The 12,745-nt window shown below is 64.5% G+C and carries 10 protein-coding genes; 8 read left to right on the top strand and 2 right to left on the bottom strand.

Going from position 1 to position 12,745, the window contains the following annotated elements; translation table 11 throughout:
- The first annotated feature begins 84 nt into the window (after nucleotides 1-84).
- The 4 genes from tatC (at nucleotide 85) to KAZ48_04550 (ending at nucleotide 6,067) form a co-directional block, all read left to right on the top strand.
- Nucleotides 85-870 (top strand): twin-arginine translocase subunit TatC, encoded by a 786-nt coding sequence (tatC, locus tag KAZ48_04565; GenBank protein MBP7972051.1) that lies wholly within the window; start codon nucleotides 85-87, stop codon nucleotides 868-870.
- A gap of 72 nt (nucleotides 871-942) precedes the next feature.
- On the top strand, nucleotides 943-1,842 hold the full coding sequence (locus KAZ48_04560; protein MBP7972050.1) for a diacylglycerol kinase: 900 nt from the start codon (nucleotides 943-945) through the stop codon (nucleotides 1,840-1,842).
- A 51-nt stretch (nucleotides 1,843-1,893) separates the two neighbouring features.
- On the top strand, nucleotides 1,894-4,728 hold the full coding sequence (locus KAZ48_04555) for a DEAD/DEAH box helicase (protein MBP7972049.1): 2,835 nt from the start codon (nucleotides 1,894-1,896) through the stop codon (nucleotides 4,726-4,728).
- 106 nt (nucleotides 4,729-4,834) lie between these two features.
- A complete protein-coding gene (locus KAZ48_04550) occupies nucleotides 4,835-6,067 on the top strand; it encodes a peptidoglycan-binding protein (GenBank protein ID MBP7972048.1) in 1,233 nt (410 codons plus the stop codon).
- Between the two features lie 41 nt (nucleotides 6,068-6,108).
- On the opposite strand, the gene KAZ48_04545 is transcribed toward KAZ48_04550, so the two are convergent.
- Nucleotides 6,109-7,002 (bottom strand): 5'-3' exonuclease, encoded by an 894-nt coding sequence (locus tag KAZ48_04545; protein MBP7972047.1) that lies wholly within the window; start codon nucleotides 7,000-7,002, stop codon nucleotides 6,109-6,111.
- Nucleotides 7,003-7,108: 106 nt separating this feature from the next.
- On the opposite strand from KAZ48_04545, the gene KAZ48_04540 reads away from it, so the two are divergent.
- Both KAZ48_04540 and KAZ48_04535 read left to right on the top strand, forming a co-directional pair.
- On the top strand, nucleotides 7,109-8,230 hold the full coding sequence (locus KAZ48_04540) for an aminopeptidase P family protein (GenBank protein ID MBP7972046.1): 1,122 nt from the start codon (nucleotides 7,109-7,111) through the stop codon (nucleotides 8,228-8,230).
- Between the two features lie 77 nt (nucleotides 8,231-8,307).
- Nucleotides 8,308-9,459, top strand: a complete 1,152-nt coding sequence (locus KAZ48_04535) for an acyl-CoA dehydrogenase family protein (protein MBP7972045.1) — start codon at nucleotides 8,308-8,310, stop codon at nucleotides 9,457-9,459.
- Nucleotides 9,460-9,530: 71 nt separating this feature from the next.
- On the opposite strand, the gene KAZ48_04530 is transcribed toward KAZ48_04535, so the two are convergent.
- Entirely contained in the window at nucleotides 9,531-10,745 is a 1,215-nt protein-coding gene (locus KAZ48_04530; protein ID MBP7972044.1) for a cation:proton antiporter, read from the bottom strand.
- A gap of 26 nt (nucleotides 10,746-10,771) precedes the next feature.
- Here KAZ48_04530 and KAZ48_04525 point away from each other — a divergent pair, with 26 nt between their 5' ends.
- Both KAZ48_04525 and lnt read left to right on the top strand, forming a co-directional pair.
- On the top strand, nucleotides 10,772-11,674 hold the full coding sequence (locus KAZ48_04525; protein MBP7972043.1) for an amidohydrolase family protein: 903 nt from the start codon (nucleotides 10,772-10,774) through the stop codon (nucleotides 11,672-11,674).
- A partial coding sequence (lnt, locus tag KAZ48_04520; protein MBP7972042.1) for an apolipoprotein N-acyltransferase occupies nucleotides 11,671-12,745 on the top strand: 1,075 nt, incomplete at its 3' end. The genes KAZ48_04525 and lnt, both read left to right, overlap by 4 nt.

The raw sequence follows: 12,745 nt of genomic DNA, 5'->3' as shown, positions 1-12,745 counted from the left end.
GTCCACAACGTGACTGTCACTACAGGGACTGGAGCTAGCTCCTCGCCGCCGGGAGAGGGACGGACTCCGCGCGGAAATGGCGCGATGAGCCTGCCTGACCACCTGCGGGAATTGCGTAGTCGCGTACTGAAGAGTGCGCTGGCGATCATCATCGGGTCGGTTATCGGCTGGATCTACTACAAACAGATCTTCGACATCCTGGCCAGGCCAATCAACGAGGTGGTTGACCAGGCTCGCGCGCAGGGCCGCGACGTCACCCTGACGATCACCGATGTCGCCGGCGCGTTCACATTACAGATCAAAGTGGCGACGATGACCGGTGTGATTCTCGCGTCGCCGGTATGGATCTATCAACTCTGGCGATTCATTACTCCCGGCCTACACAAACACGAGCGGCGCTACGCGTTCGCGTTCGTATTGTTGGCCGCGCCTCTGTTCCTGGGTGGCGTCGCACTGGCCTACTTCCTACTGCCCGGCGCGCTCAACATCTTGTTCAACTTCACTCCCGATACCGTCGCGAACTTCCTACCAGTCGACACGTACCTGTCGTTCTTCACCAGAATGGTGTTGGTCTTCGGTGTTGGCTTCCTGACTCCATTGCTGCTTGTTGCGCTCAACATGTTCGGCATCTTGACCGGCAAGAAGCTGGCTTCGTGGTGGCGCTTCATCATCTTCGGGGTTTTCCTGTTCGCCGCGATCGCGACGCCAACGGCCGATCCGATCAACTTGATGCTGTTGGCAACCCCGATTCTGATCCTGGTGGGTGCCTCCCTGGTGTTCTGCTTCGCCAACGATCGACGCCGCGCCAGGAACAAGGCCAACGACCCCGACTACACCACCTGGGCCGACGACGAGACCTCGCCGCTGTAGAAAAAGGCACCTGCGGGGTCTTTCGGCGCGGAAGGTGGAGTGAAACGCGTTCGCGGGATAGGTTGACCCTTCATGAGCCAACGCAATATCGCGATGCTGATCAATCCGACGTCAGGCAGGGGACGGGGAGCCAAGAACGCACCTATTGCCGCACGTCGGCTGCGTGAGCGGGGATTGACCGTCACCGAGGTCATTGGTGGCAGTGCCGAGGAGTCGCTCGCTCTCGCCGAGATCGCCGTGCGTGAGGGTGCCGACGGTTTGGTCGCTTGCGGGGGAGACGGCACCGTTCACTTAGCCGTCCAGGCCGTCGCGGGCACGGATATCCCGTTGGGGATCATCCCGGTGGGTACGGGCGACGACAACGCTCGCACCCTAGGGCTGCCGTTGAACGACGTTGCCGCTGCCGCCGACGTCATTGCTGACAACAGGACGCGAACGATCGACCTCGGCCACGTCGACACCGCCGATGGCGTGGCGCGCTACTACCTTGGCGTGCTGTCCGTCGGGTTCGATTCGGAAGTGAACGAACGCGCGAACAAGATGACGTGGCCCCATGGGCAAGCCCGATACCTGACTGCCATCGTCGCGGAGCTGAGTGTGTTCAAGCCACTGCCCTTCACGATGACCCTGGACGGTGAGGTCATCAACGAATCCGCGATGCTGGTTGCGATTGGTAATGGGATCTCCTACGGCGGCGGGATGAAGGTCTGTTTCGGAGCGTTGGTCGATGACGGGTTGCTTGACGTCACCGTGCTCGGCGCGGTGTCCAAGTTGACCTTCCTGCGGGCATTCCCGGGCGTATTCAAGGGAACTCATGCCAAACACGACTTTGTCACCCAGCACTTGGTCAAGACCGCCACGATCGATGCTCCTGGTCAAATCGTCTACGCCGACGGCGAGCGCGTGGGCCCAGTCCCCGCCCAGATCGAAGTGCGGCCGCAATCGCTGAACGTCTTCGCGTCCATGCACTGAGAGTAGGGTCGAATCCATGACCCAGGTCGTAATCGACTCAAGTGGGATTCGATGACCACCCCCGCTGATCAGTTCGCGGCCTCCGCGCTACGAACCCGCGAGGCCGGATCTGCGCTGACACAGTTCCGCGCGGAAATGCCCTTCGAACTCGATGCCTTTCAGCTCGTCGCCTGCCGCGTGTTGGAGGGCGGGTCGAGCGTCCTCGTTGCTGCGCCCACCGGCAGCGGCAAGACGGTCGTCGGCGAGTTCGCGCTGCACCTGGCTCTCACCCGCGGCAAGCGCGCCTTCTACACCACCCCGATCAAAGCATTGAGCAACCAGAAGTATCGGGATCTGGCTGACCGCTACGGCAAGGCGAACGTAGGCCTACTCACTGGCGACACCGTGATCAACGGTGATGCCAGCATCGTTGTCATGACCACTGAGGTCCTACGCAACATGTTGTACGAGGGATCCACGGCGATCGATGCGCTGTCTCACGTCGTCATGGATGAGGTGCACTACCTGGCCGACCGGCAACGCGGCGCCGTCTGGGAAGAGGTGATTTTGCACCTACCCGAACGCGTGAAGCTCGCTGCGCTTTCCGCGACGGTCAGCAACGCCGAGGAGTTCGGCGCGTGGCTGTCGCAAGTCCGTGGTGACACCGAGATTGTGGTCGAAGAACGCCGACCGATCCCGTTGCACCAGCACGTCCTGACAGGTCGCACGCTGGTCGACCTGTTCGCCACCGACAACTTTGCGGGCGACGCCGAGTTGGCAGGTGAATTCAACGCGGGCAGCGAACTGACTGTGTCCACTGACGTCAACCCGGTGCTGCTGCGGATGGCCCAGGACGACGCTCGTGCCGCGAAGCTCGGCCGCGCACCGAGCGGACCCAGGGGTCGCGGTGGCCGGGGCGGTGGCCGGGGTGGCGCCGGTCGCAGCGCTGGTGGGCCTCGGCGGGGTGGATACATCCCCCGCGCCGCGATGTTGCACCAGCTCGACCGGGCCGGACTCCTGCCAGCCCTGGTGTTCGTGTTCAGTCGGCGCGGTTGTGGGGAAGCGGTCGACCAATGCGTCAGTGCCGGTGTTCGGCTCAATGACGAGCACGAGCGCAAACGGGTCCGCGCGTACGTCGACGCGCGTTGCGCCGACGTGCCCCCAGACGACTTGTCCGTGCTGGGCTTTTACGAATGGCGGGACGCCTTGGAACGGGGAGTGGCGGCCCACCACGCCGGCATGCTGCCGATCTTCAAGGAGACAGTCGAGGAACTCTTCAGTCAAGGACTCATCAAGGCGGTCTTCGCGACAGAGACGCTCGCTTTGGGAATCAACATGCCCGCGCGCAGCGTCGTGCTTGAGCGCATGGTCAAGTGGAACGGCTCGACTCACGCGGACATCACCCCCGGGGAGTACACCCAGCTGACGGGCCGGGCCGGTCGCCGCGGCATCGACGTTGAGGGACACGCGGTCACCGTCTGGCACTCCGGCCTGGACCCGAAGAACCTGGCCGGACTCGCCTCGACGCGCACCTATCCGTTGAAATCCTCGTTCCGCCCGTCTTACAACATGGCGGTCAACCTGGTGGGCAGGATGGGTCGCAACTCCGCCCGAGAGCTACTCGAAACGTCCTTTGCGCAGTTTCAGGCAGACGCTGGGGTCGTCGGCTTGGCGAACCAGATCCGCAAACACGAGCAAGCGCTTGCCGGTTATGCCGAATCCATGGAATGCCACCTGGGCGACTTCAGCGAATACGCCGCCCTGCGCCAGCAGGTCGCCGATAGCGAGAAGGCCCAATCGCGAGATGGGGCGGCGCGACGGCGAGCCAGCGCCCAGCGCGAATTGGCCGCCTTGAAGCTCGGCGACATCATCGTCCTCGCGACTGGGCGCCGAGCTGGACCCGCGTTGGTTGTCGAGCAATCCAGTGCCCTCGGCGAGGATGCGCGGCCCGGGGTGCTCACCCTCGATCGTCGGGTGAAGCGCATCTCCGCAGTGGACGTGCCCAATGGCGTCGAGACGATTTCGCGCATGAAGGTACCCCGCAACTTCAATTCCCGCAGCGCCAATTGGCGACGAGATCTGGCCCGTGCCCTCGGCGAGCACAGCGCCAACTTGGAGATCCGCCGCCCACGACGATCCGGCAATGCGACGGAGGAGGCCGATGAGCAAATCGCGGGTCTGCGTGCGCAACTGCGCGCTCATCCGTGCCACGGGTGTTCCGATCGCGAGGCCCACGCCCGTTGGGCCCAGCGGTACCACCGCCTTGAGGGCGAGACGGTCGCGTTGCGGCGCCGAGTCGAATCGCGAACCAACACCGTCGCACGTCAGTTTGATCGAGTGTGCGCCATGCTCAGTGAACTCGGTTACCTCGCAAGCAAGGATGGGCGAACGATCGTCACCGACGAGGGCAGGATGCTATCCCGGCTCTACTCCGACCAGGATTTGCTCGCCGCCGAATGCCTGCGTTCTCGCGTGTGGACTGGCCTAGACGGACCCGAGCTTGCCGGTGCGTGCGCGGCGTTGGTCTACGAGAGCCGGGCGCCGGACGATTCATCGCTGCCCCCAAGACTTCCCCCGAGCCCGGCCCTGCGAGCGGCGCTGGCCGAACAGGAAGAGATCGCCGACGAGCTTGCCGAGCGCGAGTCCCGACACCACCTGAGCTTCGTGCGCGAGCCCAATGCCGGATTCAGCAGCGCGGCGTGGGGTTGGGCCAGTGGCAAGCCGCTGCATACCGTGTTGCGGGACAACGAGCTTGCCCCGGGCGACTTTGTCCGCTGGTGCCGACAATTACTCGACCTGCTCGCGCAGATCGCCGAGACGACCGACGAACCTGGCGTCCGCAGGGCGGCCCACAGCGCCGCCGAGGAGCTTCGCCGAGGGGTGGTTGCCTACACTTCCGTCGTATGACACCTGCGACGGAAGCCCGCGTCACAGGGGGCGAACTGGGTGGGCCCTTGGGCCAACTGGGTGAACCGGCATCCGGCGACCGTCCCGAAGTGTCGAGATTATGAGCATGCGTGGCAAGTTGGTCGCCCTGGGCATTGCAGCCGCCATGGTTGCCGTGCCCGTCACCATGCCGGAGCTGAGCGCCTCTGCCATTGATTCGATCAAAGACGGACTCAGCCAATCCACCCCGACGAAGCGAGTCGTGTCAGGTGTGTTGCCCGGGGGAGGGAAGTTCACGATTCCGGCTCCGCCCAAACCGCCGTATCCCGTCCCGGGCTCGCCGACTGGAATTCGTGGGGGCAAGCCCGCACCTGATCGCATCGAGTCCGCGCCAGCGTATCTTCCACAAACCTCCTGCGATCCGCGTGAGAAGGCGGGGATCACCGCCTTCAAGAAGCTCGTGCTCGACCAGTACCCGATCGGCACGGACTGGGGCTCGGTCCGTAACTGCACTGACGACGGAATCAGCGAGCACCTCGAAGGTCGAGCGTGGGATTGGCACGTTGACGTCAACAACCCAAAGGCGTTCACGGCCGCAGCCAACGTGCTCCAGTGGCTGACCGCCAACAGTGGTGCAAACGCCCGCCGTCTCGGCATCATGTACATCGGCTACAACCATCGGATCTGGGGTGCTTACCGGCCCGGCGACGGCTGGCGCGTATTGAACAACTCCAACCCGCACACCGACCATGTCCACTTCTCCTTCACGTGGAATGGCGCTACCAAGCGCACGAGCTTCTGGACTGGCCGAGTGGCAGCGCAGGACTATGGTCCCTGCCGACCGTTCAGTGGCCAGCCAGCTCCACGCTGGACAACTCCCAACACTCGGGGGTGCAATTCTCCTGCGGCCCTTCCGAGTTCTCTACGCGGTTACAAGCTGCTGTGGCAGGGTAGCCGCGGTGCTGCCGTGACTGATGTACAAGCCAAGGTTGGGGTCGCACCGACGACCGGCTTCTACGGTGCAGCCACGACTACCAAGGTGGCGGCGTATCAACAGGCACGCGGCTTGCCAGTGACGGGCGCTGTTGACGCGAGAACGGCTCAGTCACTGGCCGGCAACAACGCACCGGCCGCGATCAAACCGGTAGCCGCCAAAGTCCCCGTTCGCCACACTCTGCGGGTCGGTAGCAAGGGTGCCGTCGTCAAGCGGTTGCAGCGCGCACTGAAGATGCCCAAGAAGTACCGCACCGGCAGGTTTGGGCCCATCACCAAGAAGGCCGTCAAGCGGTGGCAACGCAAACATCACCGCCGCGCAACCGGGGTTGTTCGTCCGCCGCTGCAACGTCGCCTCGGGATCTGACGACCAGTGGCCGGGGCGCGCCCTCGTACCCCTGCCGAGGACTACCAAGCCAGTGCAACCGCCAATCGCTCAACGGCCGATTCGACGCCCCATTGGTCGGCGAACAGCGCTAGGCCAGCGGGATCGGCTGGTGCAGCGGGCAATGTGGTCGAAACCGGCGGCAGGTCGATATCACGCACGACCAGCACGACGGCCTCGGCCTGATCAACGTAACCAACTCCGTCTGCCAGCTTCTTGGTCATTGCCGGCGTTAGACCGGCGCTGCCAGCCGACACCGCCTCGAACAGCGCCGACACAGACCCGAACTCGCCGATGAGCTTTGCAGCTGTCTTCTCACCGATGCCACGAACGCCTGGCAGCCCATCAGACGGGTCACCACGCAGGAGCGCAAAATCCGCGTACTGATCCGCGCCGACGCCGTAGCGAGCGCGCACCGCCGCATCATCGATCAACTCCGCATTGAGGACACCTTTGGCCGCGGTGTAGAGCACCTTGATGGGTTGGGAGTCATCGATGAGTTGGAAGAGGTCACGGTCACCGGTGACGATGAGCACCGGCGCGCTTGTTCGCGTCGCCAGAGTGGCAATGACGTCATCGGCCTCGAACCCGGCCGCGCCGATCCGGGGAATGCCGATGAGGTCAAGCACCTCGATGATCAAGTCGACTTGCGGTGCCAACTCATCGGGCACCTCCTCCTCGTCCTCCTCTGCGACTCGGTGCGCCTTGTATGACGGGACCGCATCGACTCGGAACTTGGGTCGCCAGTCGTCGTCCCAGGCGGCAACGAGCGAGGTTGGTCGGTGAGTGACCACAAGTCGGGACATGAAATCGAGCAACCCACGCAACGCGTTAACCGGGGTCCCGTCTGGCGCCTTGATAGTGGTGGGTATTCCGTAGAACGCGCGGAAGTACAGCGACGCCGTGTCCAACAACATCACTCGTTCACTCATTGCCCCATCCTCGCGCGCCAAACCACCCGGGACTACCCGAACGTGCCAAACGGGCGCTGCTGCCCGCCCGCTCCCGGCTAGGCTCGCTGACGTGACATCGTTGACGGACTCCGCCGAATACACCGACCGGATCGTGCGCGCCGCCGCCGGTGCTCGTGCCCGCGGAATCGATTCGCTGCTCGTCAGCCCGGGTCCCGACCTGCGCTACCTCACCGGCTACGACGCCGTCCCGCTCGAGCGACTCACCTGCCTGATCGTTCACAACGACGGGAATTGTGAACTCGTGGCGCCGCGGCTTGAGGTTGCGGCTGCGGCCGCGAGCCCGGTCGCACACATGGGCATCGACATCATCGGCTGGGATGAGGGCGACGATCCGTACGCCTTGGTCGCCTCCCGATTCGACGGCCACCCCGCGGTCGTGGCAGTAGACGACCGCATGTGGGCAGTTAAAGCGCTCGCTCTCGCGGACGCAATCCCGGGTTCGAGGCAGGTCGTGGCTGGCCCGGTGATCTCCGGGTTGCGGATGCGCAAGTCGCCAGCCGAAGTGGCGGCTCTGCTGGCCGCAGGTGCGGCGATCGACGCGGTCCATGCCAGAGTTCCGGACTGGCTACGGGCGGGCCACACGGAGGCTCAGGTCGGCCGCGACATCGCCGACGCGATTAGTGAGCAACACGAGACGGTGGACTTTGTCATCGTTGCCAGTGGCCCCAACGGCGCTAGTCCGCACCACTCCTGCTCAGACCGCGCGCTGGAACTTGGTGACACGGTGGTGGTCGACATCGGTGGCACGACTGCCGATGGCTACTGCAGTGACTCGACTCGGACATACAGCATCGGTGAACCCGATCCGCAATTCGTCGACGAGTACAACGTCCTACAGCGCGCGCAGGCAACTGCCGTCGCTGCTGCCAGCCCCGGGATCACCTGTGAAGCATTGGACGCCGTCGCCCGCGACATCCTCCGCGAAGCCGGCCTGGGCGATCTGTTCATCCATCGCACCGGCCACGGCATCGGCCTGGAAACCCACGAGGAGCCCTACATCGTGGCAGGAAATACCCAAACTCTGGAAGCAGGAATGGCGTTCAGCATCGAACCCGGCTTCTACCGGCCCGGGAAGTGGGGCGCACGAATTGAGGACATCGTCGTCTGCACTGAGGATGGACCGGTGGTGTGCAACCAGCGTCCACGTGATCTGATCGTGGTGAATCAGTAGGCGGTCGTCGTGGATGCGCGCGAGAAATCAGCGACAACGCCAACGAGATCAACGTGGAATGAGACCGAGGAGCAATCATGAGCACGGCGGGCATCGATCGCGAACTGCCAACACCTGAGTCGCGCGAGTTACTCGCGTTGGTCACCCAAGTCGCCCGCGATGAACTGGCCCCGGCCGCCAGCGAGGCCGAGTCCGCTGGGGAATTCCCTCGCGAGACCTTCCGCATGCTTGGCAAACTCGGACTGCTCGGCCTGCCGTACGACAGCGAACTCGGGGGCGCACAACAGCCGTACGTGGTGTACCTGCAGGTGATCGAGGAACTCGCGAGTGCCTGGTTGTCCATCGCGCTCGGTACGAGTGTTCATACACTCTCCTGCCATCCACTGGCCACTTTCGGCACTGTCGCTCAGCGGGAGCGTTGGCTGCCGGAGATGGTTGGCGGAGACCTGCTTGGGGCGTACTGCTTGTCCGAGCCGCACAGCGGATCCGACGCTGCTGCGCTCAGTACTGCCGCGACCCAGACTGAGGACGGGTACTCCCTGACCGGAACAAAGGCGTGGATCACACACGGAGGCGTTGCTGACTTCTACTCAGTCATGGCACGCACCGAGGCGACCGGTGCCAAGGGCATCAGCTGCTTCCTGGTGCCAGCAGATACCGCGGGCGTCAGTTCAGGTACCCCGGAACGCAAAATGGGGATGCGCGCCTCGCGCACAGCACAGGTCATCCTCGACGACGTAGAAGTCGACGACGACCGGCTGATCGGCACGCCGGGACAGGGCTTCGCGATCGCGATGGCCGCGCTGGACGCGGGTCGACTGGGAATCTCAGCATGTGCAGTCGGCCTAGCGCAGAGTGCCTTCAATGAGGCGGCGGCCTACGCCAAGACGCGCCAGCAGTTTGGCCAGTCGATCGGTGACTTCCAGGGAATCAGCTTCATGCTCGCGGATATGGCGACCTCGATTGAGGCGGCCCGCGCCCTTTACTTGCAGGCGGCCCGGCGCAAGGATGCCGGGCTTCCGTTCTCGACCCAAGCTGCAATGGCCAAGCTATTCAGCACTGACATGTGCATGCAGGTCACCACCGACGCTGTCCAGATCCTCGGTGGTGCCGGCTACGTGGAGGACTTCCCGGTCGAGCGCTACATGCGCGAGGCGAAGGTCCTTCAGATAGTCGAGGGCACCAATCAGATCCAGCGACACGTGATCGGCCGTTCGCTACTGCGGTGAGCGTGCCGAAGCGATCGGTCGGCGCGACCCGCGGGACGTGACTCAGCTGGCGGACAACTGGCGCCGACCAATCACACTCGGGCAAGCCTGCTGGCACGACGGCGCTCGGCACCATCTGCCCACGGCTCGGCCAGTCGCGCCAGGAGCGGCCCTGCGATCGCGGTGATCAGCACGTACGTCGTTGCCAACGGAAGAAGATTCGCGGGCACTATTGGCGAGAGCGCGACAATCCCGGCGATCACGACGCTGAACTCACCGCGCGCGATGAGCAACGCACCGGCGCGCAACTTGCCGCGCGGGCTTGCCCCGGCGTCCCGACCGACCAACCGGCCGGTGAGCAGTTTGGTGCCGATACCGATCACAGCCAGTAGCAGTGCCATCGGGAGGACAGCAGGGATCTGCCGGGGATCGGTATTCAGTCCGAAGAACACAAAGAACACCGCGGCAAAGACATCTCGTAAGGGTGCGAGCCGCCGACGGGCCACGTCGGCGACCTCACCGGTGAACAGCAGACCCACCAGGAACGCCGCCACCGCCGAGGAGAAGCCCGTCAAGGCAGCCAGACCGGCAACGGCGACGGCCGCGCCGAACAAGGTCAGCAGCAGTGAGACTGGCTGCTCGGCATCCAGCAAGCGGTTTGCCAGCTGCATCCGATGCATGGACACCAGCAGCACGACCACGAGCACACCAAGTGCAACCCCGACACTGATCAGACCCGTCAGGACGCCAGCTCCTGTCGCCAGCGCCGTCAAGATGGGCAGATAGGGCGCCATCACGATGTCCTCAATAATGAGCAGCCCAATTACACCCGGCACTTCTGCCTTACGACGCCACTGCAGGTCACGGACGACTTGAGCAACGATTCCGGAGCTTGAAATGTAGGTGATGCCGCCAAAGGCAACCGCGCCGAGGGCACCCCACCCCATCACTAGACCGAAAATCACGCCGGGCAGGCTGTTCAACAGGATGTCGACGATGCCAGCACGCCACTGACCTCGGATGGTGACGACGAGTTCCTCGCCGGAGTACTCCAAACCGAGCAGTAGCAGCAACAACACAGCGCCGATCTCTGCTGCGACTTGCAGGAACTGCTCGTCGACCCCGATCGGTGCGATGCCGCCGTCGCCGAACGCCAGCCCCGCGATCAGGAACAAGGGGACGGGGGAGAGGCCGACTGTCGCCGCGAGGCGCGCCAGGATGCCGAGGCCGAGCAGCAGCAGGCCAACCTCAAGCATCGCGTCAGCGACGGACTCTGACCCAATTGCTAGGAGGGCATCTACCTGCATGCATGCATCCTGGCAGGATCAGGGCTGTGGAGCAGACCAGGGCACGGCTCGTACTCACGTCTGCGTCTGTCTATTCGGCCACGGCACCATTCGCGACGGCAATTATCATCGACGGGGACCAGGTGGCCTGGATCGGCGATGACGGCGGCCTCACGCAGCAGTTGCTGGATTCCGACCGGATCATTGACGGGACCGGTTTGTTTGCCGCACCGGCGTTCTTCGATGCGCACGCGATCGGTTCGGTGGAACAAGTGACGTTGCCCCGAGGGGTCGCCGCCGCGCAGGTCTTCCCCGGACGTGCACCTGCGGCGGACCACGCAGCGCGGACGTCGGGGTCGTACCTGTCCGCGGCCAGTTCCGGTACTCCCGGCAGTTCCCTGGTGACGATCGGGATTGACGGCGAGGTCGCCGACGACCAGGAACTGACCACCGACCCCCACCGCATCGATGCAGAGGTCGACACAGAGGATTCCGCTCTGAAGCAACTCCAGGCCGACCGCACGTCGGTCGTCTTACCAGCGACCGCTGTCGCCACCGGGGCGCTTGCCCGGTTGGCACGCGCCGGGATCCCGACTGCGATCGGATCTTTCGGCGCGACGACCAGCCCGTGGGAGTGGATCAGGCAGGCCGTCTTCGGCGCGGCGGAAGGCGTCTCGGCGCGCGCCGCTTTCGGAGCCTGTACCCGGTCTGGCTGGCGATTACTCGGCCGACCTGATCGCGGCCAACTTATCGTCGGCGCTCGGGCGAGCATCGCGCTGTGGCGGGCACCGGAGTTGGCCGTGCAAACGGCCGACGAGAGGGTGGCCGCTTGGTCAACTGACCCACGTTCAGGCACCCCACCGCTGCCCGACCTCACCCCGGGTCGCGAGCTGCCCACGTTCGCCGGACTCATCCTTGGACCCCAGACCAGCTTGCCGGCGATACGGTGACGGTTCTTTCCTCTCGCACGGTGTGGCAGGTCGCTTGGCGACCCTTGCTGGCCCTGGTAGCCGGGGTCGGGCTGGTGATGTCGTTTCCGCCGATTGGACTGCCATGGCTCGCTCCGCTCGCTATCGCGGCCTTTGTCGCCGTGATCGTCACCTCCAGCCTGCGTGCGGCGATCGGCTACAGCGTGATCACTGGCCTGACATTTTCATTGGTCCTGCTGCAGTGGCTCGTGACGCTCGGGCCGGACGCGTGGCTATTGCTCTCGGTCTTCTTGACCGCGTGGTTCGTGCTGGTTGGCATCGGCATGTGGGCCGTGCGAGCCCTGTCGTTCTGGCCGCTGTGGGTCGGCTGCGTGTGGGTGTTGCAGGAGTCGCTGCGCGATCGGGTTCCTTGGGGCGGGTTTCCCTGGGGCAGGTTGGCCTTCAGCCAAGCGAATGCCCCCGACGTCGCCTACGCCTCGGTCGGCGGTGCGCCCTTGGTGACATTTGTCGTCGCCCTCACCGGCACGATGTTGTGCTGGGTCGCCCTGACCCTGCACAAGCTGCGCGCCAAGCCGCAGGACGCAGCCCCCAAACCGCCAGTTGCTCTCCTCCCAGCCGTCGCGGCCTTGGCGATCGGCATCTGGTGCGCCGGAGCAGTCATCCCTCGACCGGTTGCTGGCCAATCAGCCGCGGGTCCCGCCGAGGCCATCGTCGCCGTAGTTCAGGGCAGCGTTCCGCGCACCGGTCTGGACGCCCTCGGTCAGCGCCGTGCGGTGCTCGACAACCATGTCAAGGCAACCATCGAACTCGCCCGCCAGGTTCGACTCGGGATCAAGCCACAGCCCGAATTGGTCGTCTGGCCGGAGAACTCCAGCGACCTCGACCCGCTGAACACCCCGGATGCGGCCCAGCAGATACGCATCGCTGCGGAGGCAATTGGCGTGCCCATCCTGGTCGGCGCGGTTACCCGTGACCAAAACCAGCCGAATCAGCGGTGGAACATTGGCTTGGTCTGGGACCCGAAAACCGGACCGGGGGAGTTCTACGTCAAGCGACATCTGGTCCCGTTCGGGGAGTTCATTCCGGCGCGGT

This window comes from Candidatus Nanopelagicales bacterium (assembly GCA_018003655.1).
In the GTDB taxonomy this organism is placed as follows: Bacteria; Actinomycetota; Actinomycetes; order S36-B12; family UBA10799; genus JAGNDY01.
The sequence above is the reverse complement of the archived record's forward strand: the minus strand, read 5'-3'. Positions and strand labels throughout refer to the sequence as shown.

Excerpts from the sequence above, each read along its gene's own strand:
- tatC (MBP7972051.1), top strand. The coding sequence starts at position 85 with ATGAGCCTGCCTGACCACCTGCGGGAATTGCGTAGTCGCGTACTGAAG.
- KAZ48_04560 (MBP7972050.1), top strand. The coding sequence starts at position 943 with ATGAGCCAACGCAATATCGCGATGCTGATCAATCCGACGTCAGGCAGG.
- KAZ48_04555 (MBP7972049.1), top strand. The coding sequence starts at position 1,894 with ATGACCACCCCCGCTGATCAGTTCGCGGCCTCCGCGCTACGAACCCGC.
- KAZ48_04550 (MBP7972048.1), top strand. The coding sequence starts at position 4,835 with ATGCGTGGCAAGTTGGTCGCCCTGGGCATTGCAGCCGCCATGGTTGCC.
- KAZ48_04545 (MBP7972047.1), bottom strand. The coding sequence starts at position 7,002 with ATGTTGTTGGACACGGCGTCGCTGTACTTCCGCGCGTTCTACGGAATA.
- KAZ48_04535 (MBP7972045.1), top strand. The coding sequence starts at position 8,308 with ATGAGCACGGCGGGCATCGATCGCGAACTGCCAACACCTGAGTCGCGC.
- KAZ48_04530 (MBP7972044.1), bottom strand. The coding sequence starts at position 10,745 with ATGCAGGTAGATGCCCTCCTAGCAATTGGGTCAGAGTCCGTCGCTGAC.